Consider the following 24,711-nt stretch of genomic DNA (forward strand, 5'->3'; position numbering starts at 1 on the left):
GGCCAATATGGTCGTGTCGGGCCGTATCGCTCTCTTCGAGGGGGCCTCAATGGCTGTCGAAATCCCCCCGCTCATCAAGACCTCCCGGCTCAGCCGCCGGGGTGGCCTGCTGGGCGAGTGCATGGCCGAGTTCCTCGGGACCTTCGTCCTCATCTCCTTCGGCTGCGGCGTGGTCGCGATGGCGGTGGCCGCACTGCCCGGTTCGGGCCGTGCGGCCACCCCGACGACGATCTTCCTCGCGGCCGGCGACTGGCTGCTGATCACATTCGGCTGGGCGTTCGCCGTAGTCTTCGGTGTCTACGTCGCCGGCGGCGTGAGCGGCGCCCACATCAACCCGGCGGTGACGCTGGCCATGGCCGTGCGCCGCGGGTTCTCCTGGGCCAAGGTGCTGCCGTACTGGTTCTCGCAGCTGGCCGGCGCGTTCGCGGGGGCGGCGCTGGTGTACCTCGTCTACCACAACGCGATCACCGCCTTCGACAACGCCGTGACGGATCCGAAGGTGGAGAAGATCGACGGGCATACCAACATCACGTTCTCCATCTTCGCGACCTTCCCGGCGGCGTACTTCCACGGCGGCGTCTGGGGGCCGTTGATCGACCAGATCGTCGGTACGGCCTTCCTGCTGATGCTGATCGCCGCCATCGTCGACCTGCGCAACCAGGCCGTGAAGGCCAACCTCGGGCCGCTGATCGTGGGCTTCGTCGTCGCTGCCATCGGCATGTCCTTCGGCGCCAACGCGGGGTACGCCATCAACCCGGCCCGTGACTTCGGACCGCGGCTGCTCACCTATGCGGCGGGGTGGCAGAGCTTCGCCTTCCCGGGCAGCGTGACCGGCGCGTACAGCGACTACTGGTGGATCCCGATCGTCGGGCCACTGATCGGCGGGGTCATCGGGATCCTGATCTACGACCTGTTCATCGGCGACGTCCTGCTCGTGCGTTCCGAACTGCACGAGCTGCCCGAGCCGGGCCGGACCCGGGGGACGGAGGAGGTCGACGAGGAGTAGGAGGTCGACGAGGAGTACTAGTCCTCTTCGGGCTCCGACCGGTCCCCCTCGGACCCCGCTCCCGCCCTGCGGGCCGCCGACGCGATCTCCTCCAGCGCCGTCAGGTGGCCCGCCAGCGCGCGCCGGCCGGTGAGCGTGAGGGCGGCCCAGGTGCGCGGGCGCTTGCCCAGGTAGCCCTTGCGGATGCTGACGTAGCCCGTCTTCTCCAGGGCGGAGAGCGTCTTGCTCAGCGTCGAGTCGGACACCTGGCAGTAGTCCCGCAGCACGGCGAACTCCGCCTCCCCGCACGCGGAGAGGTAGGCGGCGAGGGCCAGCCGGGTGGGGTGGTGGAGTTCCCGGTCAAGGGCGGGTGGCTGAGAACCGCCGGTCATGCCGTGCCCACCCCGGAGGCCCGCAGCAGGTGTTCCAGACCGCCCGCGAGACCGAAGGCCACCAGCCAGCCCGTCGTGCCGTACGGGATCGCGGCCAGCAGGCTCACGGCGATGGCGGCGAGGGGAAGCAGCAAGGTCCGCCAGGCGGACCGTCCGGGCTCGCGGCGCCGGTCGAACCAGCCCGTTACTCCGCCGTGGTGCGCGCCGAGCCAGACCAGGACGAAGAACGCGACCAGGCTCAGCAGCCCGCCGGCCAGCAGCCACGCGGCCCACCCCGGCCGGCTGGCGGAGAGGCCAAGTGCCGTGAAGCCGACCGCGAACGTCAGGGCCTGGCCGACGGCGTAACCCCGGGGCCTGGTCCGTCGGTCACTGGCCGTGCGTGCGGCGGCCTGGGCGGCGCGAGCGCTGTCGAGTGCGGCCTCCGCCTGTCGTGCGTCCATGGGGTCCCCCGTCATGTCCATGTGCGTTCCTCTGCTGTCGGAAGGGGTGGCTGGTCGGGCCGCCCCTGACTGTTATCAGCATGGACAGTACTTTCCATGAATGCAAGTACTTTCGATGACGGGAAGATGCGCGCTCGTACCGGCCGACGTTGCCGACGTCGACCCCGATCAATCTGCCGAGCCGGGCCCGGACTCGAGGTGTGCGGTGAGGATCTGGAGCGCGGTCCAGGCAGCGGGGTCGGTTCCGTCGCCGAGGGGGTAGTGCAAGGCTGGGTCTCGGGCTGTGCCGAGCTGGACGGGTTTCACCGCGAGCGGGGGCCGGCGGGCGTGGGCGAGTCCCGTGGCTCCGACGTCCCTGGCGCCGAGCGTGAACGCGACCGGGATCGGCGGGGCGGTGAGGAGAGGGCGCAGCGTCAGGTCGGCGCGGGCCGCTGTCAGGGTGGTCAGCATCGCCGTCAGGCCGTAGCTGTCGACGAGTTCGGCGGCCAGCGGCTCGATCGCGTCCAGGGGGACGTGCTGGGCCGCCGGGTATCCGACGGTGAGCGTGACTTCTTCGGCGACGCCTGCCGTGGTGCGTGTCGTGCGGTGCGTCGCGATGGCCGGCCGGTCGGGGGAGCCGACGGCGAGGGTGTGGGTGGGCTCGGGGGAACGTCTGCGGGCCAGGTCGGTCAACTGGCGGGGTGACCAGGGGAGATTGACCGGCTCGGCCGTGCCCCATCCGGTCGGCGGTGCGCCCGTCAGATGGCGCCAGGCCGTTTCCAGGGCGCCGCCCAGCACGAGGTCTGCCTCGGGGGAGCTGATGGTGCGCAGTGTCACCGTGAGCCGGCGATCGTGGGTGGGCGCCGCGCCCTCGGTGAAGGCGTCCGCAACCTTCGCGGGCGGGCCGGAGGGCGCGAACGTACCGTTCTGCCAGGTGAGTTCGGCCCCGGACAGACCGTCGTAGTACCCGCCTGCCGGGTTCTTGACGACCCAACGGTTCGGTGTGCCGCCGAGGGCCGTGCGCAGGGGGAGGGTGAGGCGGACGTGGGGCGGGGTGACGATGTGCAGGGCCCGGCCGGCCGCTGCTGTGGCGCGCAGTACGCCGGACAGCCAGGTGGTGAGGCCGAGGACCGGACGGTCGGCGAGCACGACGGCGGTGGACTCGGTCAGGACGTCGACGGCGGGCAGGGCCCCGTCCGGCAACTGCGTCGCGGTGATGCCGTCGGCTTCCTGGGCCGTCTCCACGACCGCCGTGCTGGTGGCCTCGCGTGGCCAGGTCGTTCCGCCGAGCAGCATCGTCAGGCGCCCGCAGATCGAATCGGCGAGGGGTTCGGCCTCGGGGACGGCCGTGGAGGCGCGGGCCTCGGTCCACCAGTACGGCGGCTGGAGTGTGGTGACGTGCGGGCCGAGGAGGCGTTCGGCCTCGCCCGGCACGTGGACCAGGAGGGGAGCCTCCACGGAGACCAGGGGGCGGCCGGCCGCTGTGCACAACTGGATGACAGCGCCGTCGTCGTCGGCGGTCAGGCTCAGGTCGGGGCCGCCGGCGTGCAGAGCGGCGAGCAGGGCCGGGGTGTGGGGCATCTTCTCGGTGAGCGCGATGACGTCCTTGGTCATGCCCGCGCCTCCGTGGGCTCGCCCTCGGGCGCGAGGGCGGTCTGGACCAGCTGGTGGCGGCGTCCGCGGCGGACCAGGGTGCCGCGGCCGGGCGGCTGCGCGGAGGCGTACAGGCCGGGGAACAGCTGGCCTTCCATGCGGTCGCCCGTCATCACGAGTGCCGCGGCGCCGGTCTCGCGCAGTGCCGTCAGGAACGGCTCGTACAGGGCCCGGGAGGCCCCGGCGACGCGGCGCGTGACCACGAAGTGCAGGCCGATGTCCCGGGCCGAGGAGATGTACGGCAGGAACGGTGTGAGGGGCTGCTGCCCGGCCGCGGTGAGGATGTCGTGGTCGTCGACGAGGATCACGATCCGCGGCCCGGTGAAGGACGGTTCGTCGGTGAGGGCGTCGGGGTCGACGGTTTCCGGCAGGCGCTTCTTCAGCTCGGTGGCGATGCCGGTGGCGAGCGCGTTGGAGAGGGCGGCGTTGTGCGCGTAGCCGCCGCGATAGGGCTCCGGGACGACGCCTCGCAGGCCGCGCCGCGGGTCGAAGACGCCGAAGACCAGCTCGTCCTCGTCGTAGCGGTCGATGAGAGCGCGGGAGATCAGCTTGAGCAGGTTCGTCTTGCCGCACTCGTTGTCGCCGAGGACCAGCAGGTGCTGGTCGGTGCCGAACAGGTCGAGGACGGTCGCCGAGAGGGTCTCCTGGTCGACACCGATCGGGACAGCGCGCGGTTCCGCCACGGCGGAGGGCAGTCGCCCAGCAGCCAGCCTGGTCGGCAACACCCGTACCGGAGCGGCGAGTTCACCGTGCCAGGTGGCGCGCAACGTGGCCGTCGCCTGCTCCAGGGCCGGGCCGAGGCCGTCCGTCGTGGCCTGCGCGTCGATGCGGGGAAGTGCCGCCTGGGCGAACAGCTTGCCGTCGGTCAGGGCCCGGCCCGGTGTGTCCGCGGACAGGGTCTCGGAGAGCTTGCGGTCGATGGAGGAGTCGGCCGGGTCGTTGAGGCGCAGTTCGATGCGGCTGCCGAACAGGGACTGGGTGGCGATGCGTACGTCGTTCCAGCGGAGCATGCCCGCCACGACGTGGATGCCGTAGCCGCTGCCGCGCTTGAGGAGGTCGGCCACATCGTCGTCGAGGTGGGCGAACTCGTCGCGCAGAGCGCCGAATCCGTCGATGAGCAGCACCACGTCGGTGGAGCCGAGCCCGGGCAGCTCGCCCCGGGCACGCAGGGTGCGCACCTGGTCGATCGAGTCGATGCCCTGCGCACGGAAGATCTCCTCGCGCTCGGCGAGCATGGCCCGCACCTCGGCGACGGTGCGGGCGGCGCGCTCGTGGTCGGCGCGGGTCGCGATGCCGCCGACGTGCGGCAGACCCGCCAGGGCGCTCAGTCCGCCGCCGACCAGGTCCAGGCCGTAGACGGCGACATCGCGCGGCGTGTGGGTGAGGGCGAGGGAGAGCGCCAGGGTGCGCAGCAGCGTCGTCTTGCCGGAGGCCGGGCCGCCGATGACGGCTGTGTGCCCGCCCGCCGTGTTCAGGTCGTGCACCCACGTGGCCTGCCACTGTCTGGCCGGATCGTCGAGGAGCCCCAGCGGCACCCGCAACGGGCCGTCCGCACGGGCGAGCCGGAGGCCGTCGGCGGACGCCTGTACGGGGCCGGCGGCCGTGTCGAGGGAGAGGGCTGCGGGCAGCGGCGGGAGCCAGATCCGGCGCACCGGTTCGGCGGCGCCGGCGAGCCGGTCGACCGCGACGGCCAGGACCGTCGGGCCCGTTTCGCGCTCACGTGCTGCCGGCGTGTCCTCGGGTGACGGGACGGCAGCGGGCGCGTTGAACGCCGGATACGTCCGGGCGAGCGGCTCGGTGGCGGCTCTCTCGCGCACGGCGGGACCGCGGTACGCACCGGAGACGAAGCCCGCCTTGAAACGGGTGTACGTGGAGGTGTCGACCTTCAGGTAACCGAAGCCGGGCAGCGGCGGCAGATGGAAGGCGTCTGTGGTCTCCAGGACCGTACGTGACTCGTCGGCCGAGAACGTGCGCAGACCGAGCCGGTAGGACAGATACGTCTCCAGGCCCTTGAGCCTGCCGCCTTCGATGCGCTGGCTGGACAGCAGCAAGTGGACGCCGATGGAGCGGCCGATGCGGCCGATGGACAGGAACAGGTCGATGAAGTCCGGCTTCGCAGTGAGGAGTTCGCCGAACTCGTCGATGACGACGAAGAGGTGGGGCAGCGGTTCGAGGTCGGGGCGGGCCGTGGCGCGCAGGGTGCGGTAGTGGCCGATGTCGGCGATGTTGCCCGCGTCCTTGAGGACCTGCTGGCGGCGTTTGATCTCACCGGCGAGGGAGGTGTGGACGCGCTCGACGAGGCCGGCCTGGTTCTCCAGGTTGGTGATGACACCGGCCACGTGCGGCAGACCGGTGAAGGGGGCGAAGGTGGCGCCGCCCTTGTAGTCGACAAGGACCAGCGCCAGGTCGTCCGGGGAGTGTGTCGTCACCAGCGCGAGCACGAGGGTGCGCAGCAGTTCGCTCTTGCCCGAACCTGTCGCGCCGACGCACAACCCGTGTGGGCCCATGCCGAGTTCGGAAGCCTCCTTCAGGTCGAGCAGCACCGGCTCGTGCCGGTCGTCGAGCCCGATGGGCACGCGCAGGAAATCCCGGTCGCCGCGCGGCGCCCACTGCCGCCCCGGATCGAGGGTGCCCATGTCGTCGATGCCGAGCAGTTCGGGGAAGTCGACCGGCCCGGCGACGGGGGTGCCCTCGGCGGCGGACTCGGCGGACAGCCGCAGCGGTGCGAGGGCCCGTGCGAGGCCTTCCACACCGGGAAGGCCGGCCCGGTCGGCCACCCCATGCATGCGCACGACCTGTTCTGCGCGCAGGTCCTCCACCGTGACCTGGTCGCCGTCGACGGTGATGCGCACGCAGACGTGATCGGGTTCGTGGACCTGGTCGGCGAGCAGGTGCAGGGCCGTGACCCCCATGTCGTCCAGGGCGACCGCGCTGTCCGGACGCGGAAGGTCGACGGCGTTCTCACCGTACTCGTCGCTGAGCACGAGCAACCGGTCGCTCAGCCCCAGCGCCTTCTTGTCGGACAGGCCGCGGCGCACCTCGGCCGCGTACGCGGCCCGCCGCTTCAGATCCGTGCCGATCACCTGGGCCAACTGGGCCAGGTCGGGTGCGACGCGCCGCGCGGCGAGGCCACCGTCGCGGGTCTCCGGGTCGAGGACGTGCGGGAGCCACTTCGCCCACTCCCACTCCTCGATACGGTCCCCGGGCACCGCGAGCGCGATGGCCACGTCGTCCGGGGCGTGTGCCACGGCGGCCTGCACGAGCAGAGCCCGGGCGACGCGCAGCACACCAGCACGGTCGCCGACGATACTGACGTTGCCCGCCCGGTCCAGCGGCACGGTCAGCGGATGGTCGGACACGGCGGTGTAGCGGACCTGCAGGGCGCGCGCCTCGTTCAGCATGAACGGGTCGGGCGGGGTGAGCACGCCCCCGGCCGCCTGCCGGGCGATGGTCAGCTCCTGTACGGGTACATCGCCGACACCGACCCGCACGTGGAGAAAGTCCGCGTCGGTGCGGCGCCGCTCCCACAGCCGAGCGGGATCACGGACAACGTCGTACAGGGCCGCGGGGGCGGGGTGCAGGAACCGGGCGGCATGGCGGCGCTCGCGCTCCGCCGCGCCCAGCTCGGCGCGCAGTTCCTCCAGGTACTCCAGGTAGCGCTCACGCTGAACACGCCGCTGCCGCTGCGCCTTGCCGCGCTGCGACAGGAACAGGGCCACCGCGCCGAGCAGAGCGACGACCAACACGACGGCGCCCAGGCCCGCGAACTGGCTGGAGCGGATCACCGTCATCATCACGACCGAACTCATGACGCCGGCCATCGGCAGCAGAGCGGTCGCCGGGCTGCCGGTCCTGCCTTCGGGCAGGTTCGGCGGCGGCTCGATCGTGCGGGCCGGAGGCGGGAGAAGCGGCCGCGTGGAGCGGGCCGGGCGATGGACCGGATGCTGAGTCAACGGACGCGCACCGCCCGCTGCAGTGCCTCGGCGGCGAGCTGGGTCGCGGCGCGGCGGGTGGCCTCGCCGAGCCGGTCCGTCCTGATCGGTCCGCCACCTGCCAGATGCCGGTCGTAGGGAAGATGCACGAGAGTGACCCCGGTTTCCCGCAAATGGGCCGTGGCGGCCTTCAGGTCGAGGTTCGCGTCCGGCGTGTTCGAGGTGAGGGCCACGACGGTGGAGGCGAGCGCGGAGTGCGGCAGTTGACCGAGCCAGTCCAGGACGATCCGGGTGCCACCCACGCCCTCGGCGGTGAGCGGGGCGACGACCACACGCGCGTGCGCCGTGTCCATCGCCGTACGGGACACTTCGCCGGGCAGCGTCTCGCAGTCCACGACCGTGACGGCGAAGTAGCGGCGCAGAGCGAGCGTGACGGTCCGGTAGGTCGGGACGTCCAGCGGGGCACCGACCCGTCCCTGACTCGCGGGCAGCAGCCAGCCGCCGTCCGCCACCGGCACCAAGTATCCGGTGACATCGGTCAGTAGCATCGACGGGGTGAGGATCTGCGCGAGCTCCACGCACGACCAGCGCACGGACTGGGCGCCCATCCGCACCGGCAGCGTTCCCAGGGCGGCGTCCGCCTCCAGGGCGAGCACCGGATCGTGCCGGTAGTGGCTGAACGTCCGCGCCAGCAGCGCGGCGGTCGTGGTCTTGCCGACACCACCGCGGATCGACGTCACCGCGATCACCCGGCCGGTGGTCACCGGCTGCTGCAGCCAACTGCCCAGCCGGGTCTCCTCGGTGACCTCCCGCGCGGCCGACGAGGTCAGCTTGCGCAGCGACCGGCCTGAGCGGCGGGCCAGCGAGTCGCCGTGCGGGGGCGAGCCGAGCGCGAGGGCGAGGCGGGGGTCGATGGTCGGGACGGACTCCGGCGTTGCGATCGGCAGCAGGGGCCGGCGGGAGGGCCGTACGGCGGGGGAGGTGTTCGGTGCCTGGGGCTGCGATGTCGGTGCCTCGGTCGCAGGGCGGGGCGTTGCCTGAGCCGGGGCCTGCGGTGTCGGCCGGCTCGGCACGGCGGTCGAGGCCTGCGGAGCGGGCGTCTTGGTCGCGGGGTGCGGTGGTGCCGGAGTGGGGGTATGCGGGATCTGCGGGGCGCCGTCCGCGTGCGGGGCCGGGACGGGGGTGCGCTGCTCGCGGGGCACGGTGCTGCGGGGCTCGGGCTGCCCTGGACGGGGACGCTCCTCGTCCGGGTCGCGCACCGGCAAGGGAGGACGACCGTCCGCCGAGGAACTCCTCTTGGCCGCGCCCTCGACCTCGACCGAGTCAGCGGTCAGCTCGCGCAGGACTTCGTCCTGCCACCGCCCGGAAGTCGTCATCACCGCCACCTCACGCGAAGGTGCCGAGCAGCCGCCCGTACACGCCGAACACCCCGAGCACCAGCGGGAACAGAGCGATCACACCGACCGACTCCAGTACGTCGCCGGCCCTGCGCAGTCGTACCCGCACATGCTCGGCGGGCTGCACGGCCAGCACACCCAACGGCACCACGGCCAGCACCACCAGCACGGCGAGCGGAGCCGCGGTCCCGGAGTGCTCCAGCCACAACCAGGCCAGCCGCAGTGCCACCGCCATGGAGGCCGCGAGGAGTGCGACGACCTGCCCGACCAGCGGGTAGGCACGCGCTCGCAAGGCGAGGACGAGCGTGACGGCCGCCGCCAGCAGTACGGTCCACACCGTCACTGCGCGCACCGCCAGCACCCCGGCGACGGCACCGGAGACCGCGGTGACGACCGTCGCCAGCGCCAGCCCTCGATGCGTGGCGGCCAACGCGGTCGCCACCTGGTAACGACTGACCGACGCCCCGGCCGAGCGCCGGTCGTCCAACCCGGACAGCCCCGACGCCGCCAAGGCCAGCCGGGGCAGTACGCCCAGCGCCACCACGGACACCACCGCGAGCAGTGCCCCGGCGCGCGCGGACCCGGCGGCGCTCGCCCCGCCGGACTGGAAGGCGAGCGCGACCTCCCAGCAAGCCCCGGCCCCGGCAAGCGCCCCGGCGCCGACCAGGGCACCCCGCCCGAACGGCGAGAACCAGCCGAGCAGCACCAACGCCGCCACGACAACGGCGAGGACACCGGCCAACCGCACGGTCCCCGCCCACGCTTGGGCGTCGGCGAGCGACCACACGCCCTGCACACCCACGACGGCGCTGACGACGACCAGAGCGGCGGCAAGCCCCTTGCGCCCTGACCGCCCCAACAGCGCACCGGCCACCGCAGCCACGGCCGCGCTCACGAGGAGCGCCACTCCGGCGGCCTCGGCCGCAAAACCTGCCCGCGTCATGAACCCGGCGGCCAACGCCCACACCACACTCGCGCCGGCTGCCACGATCCGCCGCGCCCGCGCGTCCCAGCGCCAGGCCCGCACATCCAGATCGCCGGCCGCTTCATCGCTCACGTCGTGGACCACCGGAGCGGACGGCGCGTCCTCGACACGCACCAGTCGCAGCACGGCCCCGTCAGGCACCCCCGCCGACTCCAGCGACGCGTCCGGCTCCAGAACACTGCCGTCCGCCGTCACGAGATGACGGGCCTGCGGCCGCTCACCCACCCGGTCGTCGAGAAGCCGCATCACCTCGGGCAGCAGCAGCCCGACCGGCTCCCGGGACGGCAGCACCAGATCCACCCGGCGCCGCTCACCGACCAGGGTTATGCGGCTCAGCGCCGTACGGCTCACAGTCCCCCCGGATATCACGCGTTCGAACCTATCATCGGCCTGAATCCGCACTCGGCGGCGTCTTGGTGGCCGGAGCGGACGGCGTCGACGCAGGCACAGAAGTCCCGTACGGCGCCTTCCCGATCACCCGGTGCGAAACGAACGACCATCCCACGCACCCGGCACACACCACGGCAGCGATGACGACACCCGCGAACACTTTCCCCAGCCGCTCGTCCACCGTCCGCCGCTGCCGCTGCGCCCCGAACAGCACGGCGTCACGTAGCCGTCGACGCCGCACCGCCACGGACTCGAGGAGTTGGCTGTCGTAATCCTGGGCTGACATGGCTCAATTCTGGTTCGCCGGGTGTGCGGAGTTCATCGAACATCCTCTCGCCTTACGGATTGCAGACGCAACGGGGGATGGGTGGAGTGGCGAGATGTCGCTCATGAGCGTCCGTGCACGTCGAAGGCTGCTATCCGACGCAACACCCCTCAGCCCGAACGTGATTGGATCTCGGGGCACCGAGTCATCGCGACTAGGAACGGGGAACATGTTGAAGACGCTTTGGGGTGTGATCGCGGGAGTCGCGACGGTGGCGCTTCTCACGGGCTGCGGCAGAGGAGACACCGGTAAGACCGCGGGCAGCGACGACGGTGAGGCGCCCGCGTCGAAGACCACCTCTCCGAGAACCGGGGCGGACGGGGCGACCCATAAGGTGACGCTGCAAGTGACGGGTACCGGCACCGCCACGGGGGTCATGTATCACGCGGCGAGCAGCGGCTATGGGAATCAGAAGCTCCCCTGGACCAAGACGGAGACGATCAAACTCACTGAAGCAGAGCAGAAGATCGGCTACCTGGTGTCGGTGGTGCCCGGCTCGGTCCTGACATCAGACGGGACCTTGAAGGCGGCGGCCTGCGTGATCAAGGTCGACGGCAAGCAAGTCGCCGACAACGACGGCGGCAAGTCTCCTGAGCCCTGCGAGTACAAGGTCAAGTAGCTGCACGCGACCTGGCACGCTCGTCTGCTGGCCGACCCAAGACCACTGCATCGCAGCTCGGCAACGAGCGGCCCTCAAAATGATCCGGGCCGCTCGTCCAACCGCCTGCCGTCAGTTCAGGTGACTCAGGCGTCGGCCGCGGCTCTCGGCGATGCGGAGGGCGTCCCGCAGTGCCTCCGTCAGGCACTCGGCGAGGAAGCGGAGTTCACCGGGTGGGGTGTCGGGGAGCATGTCGAGGGCATGGGCGAGGAGTTCTTTGCCCATGCCGAGTTGGATCGACTCCGTGGCATCGGCGAGCCGGGACACCGGACCGCCATCGACATCGGTGATCAGGTAGCAGCGCTTGCCCTCGGTGCCGGACCAGGGAAGCAGGCGGGGCTCGCTCGGCATCAGGCCACCTCCAGCCCGTGGATCCAGTACGGGCCGGGCATGTCCTGGCCCAGGGTGGCCAGGGCGAGTTCGCGCCGCCTCTGACGTTGCTCGTGGGCGGTCAGGTAGGGGCGTACGGACCTGGCGGCGGTGGCGTCCAGTGGAGCGATGTCCAGGGCGTACGGGCTGCGGTGGGGCGGGAGTGGTGTGTCGTACCGCTGAGGAACGCCGATCGGCAAGCCGATTGCTGGAGGCCTGGGCCGCAGGTCCTCGTCGCGTCCTCCTAACGTGCAGAACACCCAGGCGACGAGTCGGCGGATAAGGTCGGTCATGTCATCGGCTCCGATCGCTTTTGCTGGTGGCCGCGCCCCCGGACGGCGGCATCCGTCGCGGGGGTCTCGCATGCTCACCCGTTTTCGCGGTGACCGGCTTCGACACCGGTACGGCGAGGCAACTGGCTTAAGCCACTTAATTGCCAAGCCAGTTGAGCACAACGGCCCATAGTGGGTCAAGCAACTGGCTCAAGCCAGTTGCTAGACTCGTCGCATGACACGCTCCGCCTCATCGCCGCAGCAGCCTCCGAGCCGGCGTATCGCCGGTGATCTCCGTCGCCGGATCGAGGCCGGGGAGCTGTGCGCCGGTGACAAGCTGCCGTCCGAACGAGCACTGGCGGAGCAGTACGGTGCCGCCCGCAACACCGCACGCGAGGCGATCCGCCTGCTCGCCGAACAAGGGCTTGTCACGGCCAAGCACGGGAAAGGCGTCTTCGTTCGGGAGCCTCGGAAGCTGTTCCGGTTGGGCAGCGACCGCTACTCGGTCAGGAACCGGGAGACGGGACTGACTCCGTTCCGGCTGGAGGCCGAACGGCAGGGCAAGGTCGCAAGGATCGAAGTGCCCTCGATCACCAGGGAGCGGCCGCCGGCGGACGTCGCCGAACGATTGGAGGTGTCTGCGGACGAGGAGAGCGTCGTCCATCGCGAGAATCACTACTTCGCGGACGACGAACCGGTGCAGATCGTCTCGACGTACCTGCGCTGGGACGAGGCTCAGGGAACGTTGTTGATGCAGCCCAGGACGGGAAAGGACGGCATCTACGGCTGTCTTGAAGAGCTTGGGCACCTGATGACGCGAGTGCGGGACGAGATCAGCGCACGGATGCCCACACCGGCGGAGGCCACGACACTGGAGCTCTTGCCGGGCGTACCGGTTCTGGAAGTGCTGCACACAAGTTTCGATCAGGACGGCGTGCCCTTCGAGGTCTCCCGCTACGTGCACCGAGCCGACCGGACCGGACTGCTCTACGAACTCCCCATCGAGAGGTAGGGACCTGCTGGTGGAACCTGTCGTCGTGCGCCCCTTCCAACCCACTGATCTGCCCGGGGCCACCAAGGCGCTCGTCGAAGTCCACAAGACCGACGGATACCCGGTCGAAGGTGTCGATGACCCACAGGCGTGGCTCAGGTCGGAACAGGTGGTGGCGGCATGGGTGGCCGAAGCGGACGGCGTCATCGTGGGACACGTGGCCATCATGCGTCCCGACGGTGAGGACGCGGCGTCCCTGTGGGTCCGGCAGAGCGGCGAGGACGAGGCACACATCGCGGTCCTCGCCAGGCTGTTCGTGGTCCAGGCCGCGCGCAGGCGCGCTACGGGCAGACACCTGATGGCAGCGGCGATGGGCCACGCCCTTGCCAACAATCTTCGCCTGGTGCTCGACGTCATGGCGAAGGACGTTGCCGCCATACGGCTCTACGAACGCCTCGGATGGCGCAAGATCGGCGAAACCACTCATCACTTCGGAACAAGCCAGAGCATCCCGGCTGTCTGTTACATCGCCCCGAACGCCTGAGCCGGAATCAGCTGGTCAGCCGGTCGTGCATGTCAGGTGGGGAACTCTCCGAGCCAGTCGTGCTGGAGGAGGTGCTTGGGGAGGTAGTCGGACTCGACCTCGATCGGGATTCGACCGTCGTAGGCCAGGCAGGCGATGGCGAGGGGGCCGAGGGCGATGGTGCCGTCGAGTTTGGCCTGCCGGTCCTCGTTCAAGGTCCAGTACATCTTGTGCAGCTTCAGAGCCTCCACCAAGGCCGGGCTGAAGCCTTCCTCGTCCTTGCGTACGAAGTGGTAGAAGAGGTTGATCGGCGGATAGAGCTGGCCATCCAGAAGGTCACGCGGCGCGATCCGCGCCACAGCGGGGTCCGACGCCTGGAACGTGGCGGTGAGCTTCTCCACCAGTCCTGGGCGACGCAGCCAGTACGTCTGCAGCGTGTCTACCCAGTGGTAGATGTACTCGTCGTACTGCCCTGCCGGCGAACGTAGCCGCTCCAGTGGGATCTCACAGAGTTGCGTCATCCGCTGCTGCTCACGGCAGATGACCGCAAGCCAGAACGCATTCAGCCAGGTCCCCGCGTCGGCTGTCGACATTGGGCCGACGGCCGGAAGATTCCGTACTTTTCCGTCAATGCGACACGCAACGGTCCCCTCGTCTGCCCCAGTCACGGCGAAGAGGGCCGAGCCCAGCTGCATCGCGTTGATCGCGGCCTCCCACGTCTCGATTGCCGCAGCCTCTGGGTCGATGAGGCAGCGAGCACGCAGGTTCATGAGAGAGGTGCCGAACGCGAAGTCGATCATATCTGGAGACTCTTCGAGATCGCCGATCTTCCCGGTCAGATGCTCACCGAGCCGTTCTGCATAGCTCTCGGGGTCGGGCCTCGACAGATCGTGTCGGGCAATGGTCACAGTCACGGAAGTCCCCTTGCTAATGTCGATCCGCCGATCTCGCCATCAGGACGAATCCGTACTCTGCGGTGTCTCGGTGCCCTGATCGGTAGCGGGAGCGGAAGGCGTCGACACAGCCCAGAAGTTCCGTACGTGCCCTTTCTGGGCTCATCAGGTGGGGATTTGACCGACCCACCTACGCTCCAAGAGGTGCTTGGGTAGGTACTCGGATTCGACTTCGACTGGGATATTCGCATCGAAGGCCATACAGGCGATGGCAAGCGGGCCCAGAGCCGCCAGCCCCTCGCCGCTCTTGACCCGTGTCTCATCGCCGGTCCAGTACTCGCGATGCCAGGTGAGCGCGTCAGCCAGGGCTGCATTGAACGGTTCCGGCTCTTGCCGCTGGTAGCGATGGAAGACTTCCAGCGGCGGGTAGAGGACCTTCAGCATGAGTTCGGCACTGGCGATGTGAGGTGCCGCAGGGTCCGTGCCGTTGATGGCGGTGACCAGGGTGTCCCAGGTCTCCTGGCGGCCGAACCAGGCGTTCTGCAGGGTTTCCACCCACGCATAGATGTACTCGTCGAACTCCACCCCGGACGCGCGAAGAAACGAGACGGGCACGCGGGCCAGTTGGTCGAGGCGTTCGTTTTCGCGGCAGATGACGGACAGGTAGTACGAGGTAAGCCAATTGCCCGCATGCAGGTACTCCCGAGGGCCGGTCGCTGGGAGGTTCTTGACCTGGCCGTTGCGTCCAATACGGCACGGGACGGGGCCTTCCGTAGCAGCGCCCGAGATGAACAGGCCCGATCCGACCTGCATCGCCGTGACCCACGTCTCCCAGGTCGCGAATTCCCCTGCCTCAGGATCTGTCAAGCAGGACCACTTGGCGACGGTAAACGAGTAATCCAGAGCGTCGAAACGGTCGAATTCTGACGTTTCGATTTCTGAGAGTGCCTCTTCGGTGCCCTGGATGATCGGCGCCATGGCTCTGTCCACGTTGTCCACGGGGAAGTCGTGGCGGGGAATGCGGATGGCCACGTGCCCCACTCTCTCAATAGATCTTCATTTCTTCCACTATGACGCCGGCATAGAGGGAGCCACCGGGCTCCATGGCCTGCACCAGGACGTGTTTCAACTTTCCTGCCCTCAGCGAGCCCTCACTGACTGGGGCCTGCATGTCTATGTCGGGCATGGAGCTACAGCTTGACGGGCTCCACGAAATGGTCGAACTCGCCTGCACGGACGCCGAGTGCGAAGGCTTCCCACTTGGGGTGGTCGGTGGTGACGACGGCGGCTGGGGCATCGGTGTTGCGAAGGTGGAGGGTGTCCGCATCGCCGGCGGTGACCTCGATCGAGGGGCGGCTGGGGTGCGGTTCGTTCTTCAGCGCGGCGAGGAGGGCGGCGAAGGCGGCGGGGGTGGCGGTGAGTATGGAGCCGGTGGGGTCGCTGCTTTCGGTTATGTGGATGACTTCGGGGGTGGCGGCGACGTGGACGCAGGCCTCGCCCTCGGAGCAGTAGGACGACTTCTGCCAGCTCGGATTCATAGGTGTTCCTTCACAGCTCTCGCATCACGCCATGGATGAGGTTGCGGGTCTTCTCAGGGCCGAGGGCGACGGCCCCAACCCGCTCGAAGAGTGTCCGGTACTTCTGCAACTGGGCTTCGGTGTCGAGGAACGCGGGACCGTGGGACTGGTCGAGGTAAACGGTGTCCAGCTGCGGTACCGGGCCGTGCGCGTAGTAGATCGACTGCCCGGAACCCGGGTAGGCGCCGACGCTGAAGGTGATGGATCGCAGTGTGATGTGCCCGCGTTCGCTCATGTCGAGGATGTGCTGCAGCTGCTGCCTGGCGACTGAGGAGCCGCCGACCTCCATGCGCAGGGCTGCCTCGTGGATGATCGCCTCGTACGGGACGGGGTTGTCCTCGCGATAGAGGATCGCCTGTCGCTTGATGCGGAACGAGAGCCGGTGCTCGATCTCGGGCGGCGAGAGTTCGATGACCGCCTGGCGGAAGATCTCACGTGCGTAGTCGTGGGTCTGGAGAAGCCCTGGGATGCGGGCTGTGTTGGCCGCTCGCAACGACTGGGCGTGGTGCTCCAACTCGGCCAGGTCGAGAAGTGCGTTGGGGAGCAGCTCTCGGTACTCCTCCCACCAGCCGCGCTTGCGGTCCGGTGTCATGGCGACGAGCCCCTCGACGAGGGCCTTGTTCGAGCAGTCGTAGCGGCAGGCGATGGTGCGCAGACGGTCGGGGCTCACACCGTGGCGTCCGGCCTCCATGTTGCTGACCTGGTTCTGCTTGATCCCGAGGAGTTGCGCGGCCTGGGTCGAGGTCAGGCCTGCGCGCTCGCGCAACTTCCGTAGTTCGGCCCCCAGCCGGAGTTGACGGCCGGTGGGGGCGCTTCTCATGGCCAACGTTCGTCTCCTGGGTCACCCACACGCGTGAATGTCAAAGCTATTCAGGCTTCTGAGTCTAACAACTTACAACTTGCCGCTACCTTCGTTCATAGGCGCCCCTCGCTCAGAAGCGCACCGTCCGACGGGGTGGCAGGCCACTGGGCAACTCACCGCACGTATCCAACTTCCCTCAGTGATCGGAGACTTCCATGGCCACCGTATCCCCGTCCTGGGCCTACACCCTCCAACTCCCGCATGATCCCCACGCCCCCGGCATCGCCCGTGCGACCCTCCGCGCGGTCCTGGCCGCCCACGGTCTCGCCCAACTCATCCCTATCGCCGAGCTGTTGGCCTCCGAACTGCTCGCCAACGCCCATCTCCACACCCGGGGTCCCTATGCCCTGCGCGTACTGCCGATGGAACCCGGTCGGCTCCGGGTCGCCGTATGGGACACGGACCCGAGGGTGCCGCGCGGGTTCGTCGACAACGTGCTGCCGTCCGCCCTGCCGCCGGATGACGTCGAGAGCGGCCGTGGGCTGCACCTCGTGCGGGCCTGTGCGAATGCCGTCGGGGTATCGGTGCTGCGTGAGCTGGGCGCGTCGAAGGGCGGGAAGCTGCTGTGGGCCGAGTGTCAGTGACGTGTGCGGAGCGTGACGTGGTGACTGCTTCGCCTGATCGGGTGAGTGGGAGGCCTCTTCCCTGGTCAGCCGTATCGCCATACCTACTGTGATCACGCTGTTCGGTCTTCCGCCCGCGCAGCGAATGGAGTTCGGCTGGGCGTCGTCGGCCTGCACTGCTGATCGCCACCAGGGTTCGCCGTTCGCTTTCCGCTAGCGGGATGAGCGGCAGTGCCCAGGTGATGGCTTCCGTCTTGGGTGCCGACTGCTTTTAGACTGGCTCACGAATGTTGGCTACGGGGAGCGGGAAAGTGCGAATAGAACGGCACCAGGTCAGCGAGGCTATGGTCTCAGCGGCTTGTGACGACTTCGCCAACAGGATCGGCCGTCAGGTCCGGTCCCTGTCGAAGGCCGGTCCGGTGACCGCCTTCGACTGGGGACTGCTCGCCGAGGAGTTCCTCGACTACCTGGGCGCACTCTCCGTCGAGACTCCTGATCTCCACACTCCGGAAGCCAAGGCTGTGCTCGAGGACGCCACAGAGGCCGCCGCCGGAGCCGTTGCATACGCGGCCTACTTCCCGCACAACCACTTTCAGGTATTCCTCAACTACGTGAACTGGGGGCTGGACTACGAGCCGCGGTCCGAGGGACGCCCCGAGTCCGTCTCCCTGTCCGAGTGGCTCGACGCCTTCTGCCTGGCCGTCCTCACGGACAAGGCCGAATGGCACGGCGAAGCCTTCCACTTCGCCCGCCAGGAACAGCAGAAGGGTCAGGCCGGCCGCCCCGACTCCGAGCTCGTCAACGGATTCATGGCCTATGTCATCGGTGACACCGGAGACGACGATGCCGACTACCCTCCCTCGCGAGAGGAGAAGCTCGCGGCGATCGATGCGGCGATCGCCCGGGTCCGGTCCCTTGACAGCGAGACGGCGGAAGGGCTCCTCGACCGCCCGTACAGCATCGGTCTGTTTGCCTTGCGTGCCCTGGCCGCCCGGGACCAGGAGGTGTTCCGCACCGCTGTGGTGCGGCTGCTGGTCCCGTATACCTCGTTCCCCGCGCCGGGGACCCCACCGAGAACCCTGCTGCCGCTTCTCCCGATCGCATTGACGGCCCTTGCCTACCGTCGAGAGGGCTGGCCTCTGCCTGTCGACACCGACTACCTGCCGCGCGCCCTGGTAACCAGTTTCGAGACCGTGGGGCCGAGAGTGGGGGCGTATGGACGAAACCGACGCAAAGATGCTCTTATCGAACTTGCTGACACACCCGTCGAGTTCGAACGAGCAATACGCCCGAATCCCCTGAACCCCGAGAACGAGGCCCTGTTCGACAAGTACACCAGAGAAGCCTTCACTCCGGTGCCCGGAGAGCAACTTGCCACCTGGGAACTGGCGCACGCCATGACCAACCAGGAAATCCTCTTCAAGGCCCGCGCCGCGCACTCCACCGACGCCACCGACCCCCAGTTCGCAAACCTGCACCTCGGCGCGCAGTTGGGTGCCGCACTCTTCCGTACGGCACTGGCCGAACCCGGCACCGACGTCGAAGTGACCATCGACGGCACGACGGTCATGTTCCTCGCAGACCACGACGAGGATGCTGGGCCCAGTACCTGGCACACAGCGGTGAATCTCGCCTTGATCACAGGCCGGCGCCAAGACCTGGCGCCGCTGATTCTCGCCGGCCCGGCACGGGTCGTACAAGACAGGTCCATCTTCGCCTCGTATCGGCAGGCCCTGCACGACTACCTACGAGGTGAGGATCCCGAACCAGCCACCGGCCGCGCCCTGCGCGACTGCGAGAAGGCGAAGAACCAGACCTTCCTGCCGCCGCCGGCGGTGCTCTTCTCCCAACTGGTGGAGGGTGACGAGGAGAGCTTCAATCTGGCCCTCCTCGACGCGCTCGAAGCACACCGCGACCACCATCAGATCGCCGACCGCGCCACCAAACCCGACGCCGCGATCAACCTCGACATCCTGGCTTTGACCTGCCACGCCCGCCGCCGGAGCTGGACGATCAGGGTCACATCTCCCTATCTGCCGTCCCGCATCCTCCAGGCAGCGGAACCTTTTTGAGGCTCTGAGGGTGGCTGAAGCACGTCATCACCCATCAACCGGCAATCGGTTCCTGGCCTCCGCCAAGAACACCGCCCACGGGGACGCACCGAACACGAGCAGCGGCCGTCCGGAAACCTCGCTGGCCCCGGCCGACACAAGGCCAGCGCAGCCGCCGGCGGCCTCGACGCAGTTGTTGGCTCCCCCGTCGCTGTAGTTCGAGTTGCGCCAGACGGCGATGCTGATGTCGGGGTGGTACCGTGCGCAAGCGCGCTACAGGCAGAAGCCTCGGGAAAGCGGCGACGGGCCATGCTACTTAGCCCCGAACGCCCAAGTCGGCATCATCTGTCCGGCCGTTGATGGCGCACCGCGACCAGTCCAACTCGCCACTCGCGCCGAGCCGGTCCAGCACCACGCGATGCAGCTTGGCCCACACCCGGGCCTGGGACCTATTGGAGATGCGCCGCTGGACCGTTTGCCAGGAGGTACGGAAGACCGGTGGCGGTTGCCGCCAGCTATCGCGCGGTCATCACGTCGCCGCCGACCCCGACCCTGGGCGCGTACCGGTGGCTCCGGCGCCATATCCTGGAAGATCTCCCACAGCCCGTCCGGCACCAGCCGCTCAACTATGCCCATGCCAGACGATCGAGCCACAGTCAGTCAAGACACCGCCATAATCAGGTGGAAAAGTCTCACCCACCCTCGCCGACCTGCGAGGTGAGGCGCAGGTTGAGTTCCGCGATGGCCAGCATGCGGACGATCTCGATAGGGCGGGCGGAAAATTCCATCTTGACAATGTTGAAGGGGTCGATCCGGTGAGTTTGTTCATCGAATCCGGTTGCCTCGATGGCATAGTGGTATGCGAAGGGCCCTTCGGGATCGTCCACGAGCGTCCAGCGTGCGCCGTATCTCTGGATGAGGAAGTCGGCGAGGAAGGACACCAAGTCGACATGCGGCGTTATCCAGTCGGACTCCCCGAATTCATCGAGGGGCGCACGTGACACATAGTCGTCCAAGGCCGGAATGACGCTCATTGGGTCACGGGTGTAGGTCTCTGGAGGCGCCCCGAGCATGTCCGCTACATCGATGATGGTCCGGCGTCCGTCCTCTGCCCACACTGGGAGATTTGGACTACTCACGTTCACTGCTCGACATCATGGGGTGTCTCCCAGTCGCCAACTCCTTGTCGGCCGGCCCTGCTCGTCCCACTCGTGTTCTTCGCGGAGCGTGAGGCCGTCATCGTCGAAAACTTTCCGCGATGCCAACACCCCATTCGGATGCCACTCTTTGAACTCCCCGCGGGGCAAGCCATTACGCACGGTTCCCTCTGATCGGAGGGTTCCGTCTTTGTGTCACTCGCTCGATGGGCCGTCCTGAATGCCGTCGACGTAGACCTCCAAACTCACGAGTTTCCCGGTGAGGTGCTCCGTCACCTCACCGGTAAGTGGCGTTCCTCGGTAGAGCAGACGTTGCGCCTCATCCATGTCCACTTCCGGATCATCGATGTCGATTCGCTGAGCAGTATTCATCAGAGGGGTGTGTCGGCCGTCGCGCCCGGGGAAGTGAGGGTGGGAGAGCGGGTGACCGCGTTCATGCCAGGTGGGGAACTCTCCGAGCCAGTCATGCTGAAGGAGCTTGGACAGGTACTCGCACAGACCATCACTCACGTCCCGAGAGATCCTGCAGAGCCTCGAGAGATGGCGCCTCCCGCAGTCCGCCGGGTACGACAGCTCCGGATGTCTCGTCACCCGGCCACGATGCAATTTCACGCAATGCCTGGGTCGGGGATAGTCCGCGTTGCTTCGCCTGGCTGAGGCGCGCCAGCCACTCCTCTGCGGCATCAAGGGCAGCATCACCAGCAGGTGTACGGGGTTCATAGCCAGCCGCATCGTCGTCGTCGGCTGCCCAGAGGTAGCCGACAACTGTGCCATCAATCGCAACTTCTGCGAATGTAACAGGCAAATCGGTTTGCGTCTCGAACTGGGACACGTCAGTGGGGATATTCCTCCGGAGCCAGTCGGTACGCCGCGGCACCTCGAACATGTACCAGGAATCCAGGAGATCCGGATCTTCGTCCGGAAGGTCCTCAAAGCCGTCCTCGGTCGGGATGGCGTACGGGGTGGGGTCCGCAGGAATGACGTCGGCTTCGGTCAGCCGAGTAATTGCGGCAAGAGCACGCGTGAGGCGGGGGGTGTTCTCCTCCCTCACCTCGGGTTGCTTGTGACCACGCAAATCGTGGGACAACCAGGCATCGGAAAACGTGCGGAGCGTCACCGTTGCCGCTCCACTCGACCATGCGTCGACAGAGATTACGAAGAGCTTCTGAACGGGATGAGCCACGTCCTGTCGCAGACAACTTCCGGGGGTGGCCAGGTCGATAGTGACGACACCGGCGCGCTCCTGATCCACCGATCGCGCAATGCGCAAGAGTCCGGCCTCGGCGGCCGCATCAGACGGGTCTACAAACACTCCCCTCCGGCTCAGCAACACTAGGCCGTCGTCCTTGGCCTCAACGCTGATGTCAGCCCGAGCGCCTCCCTCGGAGAGGCCGAGAGACCGCAGCACCGCCCACACATCCATCAGCTGCCGCACGCACCGCCCGGCAGGGTCGGCACCCGGGCTCTCCAGCTTGGTCTCCCAGGTCCAGCTACCGACCGGCATCGTCGTAATCACAGAACACCTCGCGGATCGACCTTGGCTCCCGGCGGAATCACGAGCGTCCCGTCGTCGAGCCGAAGTACGAATAGAATGCCACGACCCTTTTCGCTCTTGAACGGGTGCTCGCCGAGATGCACTTGGAGAAGCTCCTCCGGGATGCCCTTGGCTTGCCACTCGGCGACGGTTCCCTGTCCATCGACCAGCATGATCTTGTGATCGGCCTCCGACTTAGAAAGCTGACCCAGATTGTCCGGCTTGGCGATCGAATCGAACGGATTCTTCGGATTGTTCAGCCGCTTCATCTGATAGCCGTAGCTGTTTCCCGTGTCGTCCGTCACGCGCACATCAAGATCTGCCTTGATGCCTGGATTCTTGACTTCGAATTCAATGTTACGCAAGCCGCTCTTGTAAAACTGGTCACCGAGTCGGATTTGGTCGATGGCGCGAGGGAACTGGTCGGGCCTACCAGATCCCAACATCGAGACTGTGTCTCTGAAGCCGGGCGAGTGCGACAGGTGTCCGGAACTGATGATCTCGGCTATCTCCCGACCGGACGGGTTTTCCGCCAACCTACCGACGATCTTCTCCAACACCTTCGGCTTGATGTTGTTCTTGGGAATGCCGCGCATCCCGTCCCGGAATCGGCGCTCTGCTTCGCCGCCCAGTTCCAGAGGTCCTGACGAACCTGAGCCAGGTGTATCCCCCGTTCCACTACCGCTGTCTGATTGTCCTGCGTGGTCCCCACTTCCGTCGTCCAGCGTGCCATTCGAGTGCTCGCCGGAATGAATGTGTCCGGAATCTGGTCCTCCGACGCCGCGTTCGTGCCCTGTATGCGCGTCCGACCCAGTGGTGTGGTGGGCATGCCCGGAGCTTGTACTTGGTCGGCTGTCATGCCTCGGAGCCCCATCAGCAGAGCCTCCACCACCTGGCATTTCGTGGCTGGCCCGAGGTGCCAAGTCGCCGCCCTCGTGGGCGATGGTTTCGGGAGTCCGCGCACCCGCGCCGACCAGTTCGTGGTGATGAGGAGCCTCGGTCGAGGGCGCTCGCTCGGCGGCCGATGGTTCGACCTTGGCGTCCTTGCCGTGCTGGACGAGCTTGCCCTCGGCGTCGTAGACGTGGCCGCCCCTGACCATATAGATGAGGTTGCCCTTGGCATCGACGTCCGGAACGGCGTCGTGCGGGATCTTGGGCGGCCGGAGTGCGTCTGCCTGCTTGAGCAGGTCGGCTGTCGCACCGGAGTGCAGGTTCTTGAGGGTGGTGAAGGTGTCGCCGACCCTGATGTACGCGAACTTGCCTGCTTTGCCGGCATACGTCACGGGGTCGAGAGCCCGGCCGACCTTGCCCACGGTCGAGAGGGCGCGGGCCGCTGCCCCGGCCTTGCCTGCGCCGGAGGCCGCGGCGCCGGCTCCGTCGGTGCCGACGGCGGTCAGGATGTTGAAGCCAGTGGCACCGGCTGCGCGGGCGGGGTTGGTCTTCCACTGGTCCCAGGCGACGAGGCCCTTGACGGCCTGATTGTGGGCGGTGCGCGACTCGCGCAGCCAGGACGGGAGGTTCTTGTCGGGGATGAGCCACCAGGCGCCCATGGTGGCGCCGGTCAGGCCGGAGGCGGTGCTGACCTTGGCGAGGTTCTTCCAGGCCTCGCCGGCCTCGTCCCAGCCGTCCTTGCCGAAGAGCGTGCCGATGCCTTTGATGGTGCCCATCACGCCGTCGTCCCAGACACCGTGCCACACCTGCTTGCCCTGGTGGACCAGCCAGGCCACGCCCTCGTACTCGCGCTCGGCCGGGGCGCCCCACGGGGTTTCGGGCGCGTGGTCGAGGTCCTCGGCCGTGTAGCCGTACATGTTCTCGCCGTGCGAGCCGTCGTCGGTGGTCAGCGGGGTGCCGCCGATCAGGGCCATGATCTTGTCGTAGGCAGTGCGTTCGGCGGCCATGAAGGCGACGACGGTGTGGTTGACGTCGTACCACAGGTCATTGTTGTGGTCGACCTTGTCCTGGTCCTTGTGCCAGTCGTCGTCGCCCTGTACCGAGTTCACGAACGCGGTGGCGTCCGCCTTGAGCGCGTCCAGCTTCTTCACCAGTGGCTGGACTTCGGTGCTGTAGTCCGACAGAGCGGAGGCGACCTTCTCCAGGTCGTCGGCGAACGCGTCCGACTTCCTCTGTACCGGCAGCGTGGTGGCGAACAGGTCTTCCGCCTCGGGTGCGCTGTAGAACGCGGACAGGCCCTGGAAGGTGGTGTGCACGTCCGAGCCCGACGCGCGGAACTGACCCGCGTCCGCGGTCAGCAGCATCACATCGGTGTCCAGCGTGGCCAGGTCGCCGATGAAGTGCGGTATGCCGGAGGGGTTGATCAGCTTCTCGGTCACGACGAACCGCCCTGAGTGCGGTGCCCGGTTCCGCCCTTGCCCGGCATGTCGATCTTCGGCTCCTGGGCCGCCGTGTGCTGGGCGTTCGCCGCCTGTTCCAAATCGCCCTTCACGTACTCGACGGTGGCCTGATCCGCCCCGTGCAGCGAATTCGAGGCGCGCTTGGCGATGTAGAGCAGGTCAGGGCTCCAGTGCTGGAGGAATTGGGCCAGTGCCGAACCGACCTTCCCCGCCGTGCTGGTGTACGGCCCGTACTGGCTCGTGAGGGTGCCCGCCGCGTCGGCGGCCTCCCGAAGGTTGTCCTGCATGGCGCTGTGCGCGTCCGACAGGTTCTTCGCCGCGGTTCCCGTCTTGGACAGCACGCTGTGCACCCCGGCCGGGTCGATGTCCCACCCCGTCACAACAGTCCCCTCATCCTCCGTAACTCCCCCGCCCCTGGCTCAGGTGGCCGAC

General features: G+C 68.0%; 26 protein-coding genes and 1 pseudogene. 6 read left to right on the plus strand and 21 right to left on the minus strand.

What is annotated here, in order from left to right:
- The first annotated feature begins 49 nt into the window (after window positions 1–49).
- Window positions 50–1,006, plus strand: coding sequence for an MIP/aquaporin family protein (locus ACFY3C_RS17040; RefSeq protein ID WP_390771265.1), 957 nt, complete (start codon window positions 50–52; stop codon window positions 1,004–1,006).
- A gap of 17 nt (window positions 1,007–1,023) precedes the next feature.
- Here ACFY3C_RS17040 and ACFY3C_RS17045 read toward each other — a convergent pair whose 3' ends face one another.
- From ACFY3C_RS17045 to ACFY3C_RS17075, 7 genes are all read right to left on the minus strand, one after another.
- Window positions 1,024–1,377 carry a winged helix-turn-helix domain-containing protein gene (locus ACFY3C_RS17045; protein ID WP_386572844.1) on the minus strand — a complete coding sequence of 118 codons (354 nt, stop codon included), beginning with the start codon at window positions 1,375–1,377 and terminating at the stop codon, window positions 1,024–1,026.
- Window positions 1,374–1,838 (minus strand): hypothetical protein, encoded by a 465-nt coding sequence (locus ACFY3C_RS17050; RefSeq protein WP_390771266.1) that lies wholly within the window; start codon window positions 1,836–1,838, stop codon window positions 1,374–1,376. The genes ACFY3C_RS17045 and ACFY3C_RS17050 overlap by 4 nt, the downstream gene beginning before the upstream one ends.
- Before the next feature lie 147 nt (window positions 1,839–1,985).
- Window positions 1,986–3,410, minus strand: a complete 1,425-nt coding sequence (locus ACFY3C_RS17055) for a DUF6177 family protein (protein WP_390771267.1) — start codon at window positions 3,408–3,410, stop codon at window positions 1,986–1,988.
- On the minus strand, window positions 3,407–7,402 hold the full coding sequence (gene eccCa, locus ACFY3C_RS17060) for a type VII secretion protein EccCa (RefSeq protein WP_390771268.1): 3,996 nt from the start codon (window positions 7,400–7,402) through the stop codon (window positions 3,407–3,409). The genes ACFY3C_RS17055 and eccCa overlap by 4 nt, the downstream gene beginning before the upstream one ends.
- Window positions 7,399–8,757 carry a type VII secretion protein gene (locus ACFY3C_RS17065; protein WP_390771269.1) on the minus strand — a complete coding sequence of 453 codons (1,359 nt, stop codon included), beginning with the start codon at window positions 8,755–8,757 and terminating at the stop codon, window positions 7,399–7,401. Before ACFY3C_RS17065 ends, eccCa begins: the two co-directional genes overlap by 4 nt.
- 10 nt (window positions 8,758–8,767) lie before the next feature.
- On the minus strand, window positions 8,768–10,114 hold the full coding sequence (gene eccD, locus ACFY3C_RS17070; protein ID WP_390771270.1) for a type VII secretion integral membrane protein EccD: 1,347 nt from the start codon (window positions 10,112–10,114) through the stop codon (window positions 8,768–8,770).
- 31 nt (window positions 10,115–10,145) lie between these two features.
- Window positions 10,146–10,439 (minus strand): hypothetical protein, encoded by a 294-nt coding sequence (locus ACFY3C_RS17075; RefSeq protein ID WP_386572850.1) that lies wholly within the window; start codon window positions 10,437–10,439, stop codon window positions 10,146–10,148.
- A gap of 208 nt (window positions 10,440–10,647) precedes the next feature.
- Between ACFY3C_RS17075 and ACFY3C_RS17080 the strand changes: the two genes are divergently transcribed.
- Window positions 10,648–11,097: a hypothetical protein gene (locus tag ACFY3C_RS17080; RefSeq protein WP_390771271.1), complete on the plus strand. Its 450-nt coding sequence runs from the start codon at window positions 10,648–10,650 to the stop codon at window positions 11,095–11,097.
- A gap of 111 nt (window positions 11,098–11,208) precedes the next feature.
- On the opposite strand, the gene ACFY3C_RS17085 is transcribed toward ACFY3C_RS17080, so the two are convergent.
- Both ACFY3C_RS17085 and ACFY3C_RS17090 read right to left on the minus strand, forming a co-directional pair.
- Window positions 11,209–11,487, minus strand: a complete 279-nt coding sequence (locus ACFY3C_RS17085) for a hypothetical protein (protein ID WP_390771272.1) — start codon at window positions 11,485–11,487, stop codon at window positions 11,209–11,211.
- Entirely contained in the window at window positions 11,487–11,798 is a 312-nt protein-coding gene (locus ACFY3C_RS17090; RefSeq protein ID WP_390771273.1) for a hypothetical protein, read from the minus strand. The genes ACFY3C_RS17085 and ACFY3C_RS17090 overlap by 1 nt, the downstream gene beginning before the upstream one ends.
- Before the next feature lie 214 nt (window positions 11,799–12,012).
- Between ACFY3C_RS17090 and ACFY3C_RS17095 the strand changes: the two genes are divergently transcribed.
- Window positions 12,013–12,789 (plus strand): GntR family transcriptional regulator, encoded by a 777-nt coding sequence (locus ACFY3C_RS17095; RefSeq protein ID WP_390771274.1) that lies wholly within the window; start codon window positions 12,013–12,015, stop codon window positions 12,787–12,789.
- Between the two features lie 10 nt (window positions 12,790–12,799).
- Window positions 12,800–13,312, plus strand: coding sequence for a GNAT family N-acetyltransferase (locus tag ACFY3C_RS17100; RefSeq protein ID WP_390771275.1), 513 nt, complete (start codon window positions 12,800–12,802; stop codon window positions 13,310–13,312).
- A 32-nt stretch (window positions 13,313–13,344) separates the two neighbouring features.
- On the opposite strand, the gene ACFY3C_RS17105 is transcribed toward ACFY3C_RS17100, so the two are convergent.
- The 5 genes from ACFY3C_RS17105 to ACFY3C_RS17125 all read right to left on the minus strand — a co-directional run bounded on the left by ACFY3C_RS17105 (window position 13,345) and on the right by ACFY3C_RS17125 (window position 16,581).
- Window positions 13,345–14,205, minus strand: a complete 861-nt coding sequence (locus tag ACFY3C_RS17105) for an immunity 49 family protein (protein WP_390771276.1) — start codon at window positions 14,203–14,205, stop codon at window positions 13,345–13,347.
- 144 nt (window positions 14,206–14,349) lie between these two features.
- Window positions 14,350–15,216, minus strand: a complete 867-nt coding sequence (locus ACFY3C_RS17110) for an immunity 49 family protein (protein WP_390771277.1) — start codon at window positions 15,214–15,216, stop codon at window positions 14,350–14,352.
- A 13-nt stretch (window positions 15,217–15,229) separates the two neighbouring features.
- The gene (locus tag ACFY3C_RS17115; protein WP_390771278.1) at window positions 15,230–15,370 is read right to left on the minus strand and encodes a hypothetical protein; all 141 of its coding nucleotides are present in this window, start codon (window positions 15,368–15,370) and stop codon (window positions 15,230–15,232) included.
- 4 nt (window positions 15,371–15,374) lie between these two features.
- Window positions 15,375–15,722, minus strand: coding sequence for a DUF397 domain-containing protein (locus ACFY3C_RS17120; protein ID WP_390771279.1), 348 nt, complete (start codon window positions 15,720–15,722; stop codon window positions 15,375–15,377).
- 10 nt (window positions 15,723–15,732) lie between these two features.
- Complete coding sequence (locus ACFY3C_RS17125; RefSeq protein ID WP_390771280.1) at window positions 15,733–16,581, minus strand: helix-turn-helix domain-containing protein; 849 nt, start codon at window positions 16,579–16,581, stop codon at window positions 15,733–15,735.
- 197 nt (window positions 16,582–16,778) lie between these two features.
- On the opposite strand from ACFY3C_RS17125, the gene ACFY3C_RS17130 reads away from it, so the two are divergent.
- Both ACFY3C_RS17130 and ACFY3C_RS17135 read left to right on the plus strand, forming a co-directional pair.
- The gene (locus ACFY3C_RS17130) at window positions 16,779–17,207 is read left to right on the plus strand and encodes an ATP-binding protein (protein ID WP_390771281.1); all 429 of its coding nucleotides are present in this window, start codon (window positions 16,779–16,781) and stop codon (window positions 17,205–17,207) included.
- Between the two features lie 398 nt (window positions 17,208–17,605).
- On the plus strand, window positions 17,606–19,258 hold the full coding sequence (locus tag ACFY3C_RS17135) for an immunity 49 family protein (RefSeq protein ID WP_390771282.1): 1,653 nt from the start codon (window positions 17,606–17,608) through the stop codon (window positions 19,256–19,258).
- 27 nt (window positions 19,259–19,285) lie between these two features.
- Here the strand turns inward: ACFY3C_RS17135 and ACFY3C_RS17140 are convergent, their stop codons facing one another.
- From ACFY3C_RS17140 to ACFY3C_RS17170, 7 genes and pseudogenes are all read right to left on the minus strand, one after another.
- A complete protein-coding gene (locus ACFY3C_RS17140) occupies window positions 19,286–19,483 on the minus strand; it encodes a DUF397 domain-containing protein (RefSeq protein ID WP_390771458.1) in 198 nt (65 codons plus the stop codon).
- Window positions 19,484–19,592: 109 nt separating this feature from the next.
- Window positions 19,593–19,873, minus strand: a pseudogene (locus ACFY3C_RS17145) (IS5/IS1182 family transposase); the annotation flags it as partial.
- A gap of 56 nt (window positions 19,874–19,929) precedes the next feature.
- Window positions 19,930–20,271 (minus strand): hypothetical protein, encoded by a 342-nt coding sequence (locus ACFY3C_RS17150; RefSeq protein WP_390771283.1) that lies wholly within the window; start codon window positions 20,269–20,271, stop codon window positions 19,930–19,932.
- Between the two features lie 318 nt (window positions 20,272–20,589).
- Entirely contained in the window at window positions 20,590–20,904 is a 315-nt protein-coding gene (locus tag ACFY3C_RS17155; protein WP_390771284.1) for a hypothetical protein, read from the minus strand.
- A complete protein-coding gene (locus tag ACFY3C_RS17160; protein WP_390771285.1) occupies window positions 20,897–21,910 on the minus strand; it encodes a hypothetical protein in 1,014 nt (337 codons plus the stop codon). Before ACFY3C_RS17160 ends, ACFY3C_RS17155 begins: the two co-directional genes overlap by 8 nt.
- Complete coding sequence (locus ACFY3C_RS17165; RefSeq protein ID WP_390771286.1) at window positions 21,907–24,258, minus strand: hypothetical protein; 2,352 nt, start codon at window positions 24,256–24,258, stop codon at window positions 21,907–21,909. Before ACFY3C_RS17165 ends, ACFY3C_RS17160 begins: the two co-directional genes overlap by 4 nt.
- On the minus strand, window positions 24,255–24,659 hold the full coding sequence (locus tag ACFY3C_RS17170) for a DUF6507 family protein (protein ID WP_390771287.1): 405 nt from the start codon (window positions 24,657–24,659) through the stop codon (window positions 24,255–24,257). The genes ACFY3C_RS17165 and ACFY3C_RS17170 overlap by 4 nt, the downstream gene beginning before the upstream one ends.
- Window positions 24,660–24,711 lie beyond the last annotated feature (52 nt).

Source organism: Streptomyces sp. NPDC001410 (assembly GCF_042895235.1).
Taxonomy (GTDB): Bacteria; Actinomycetota; Actinomycetes; order Streptomycetales; family Streptomycetaceae; genus Streptomyces.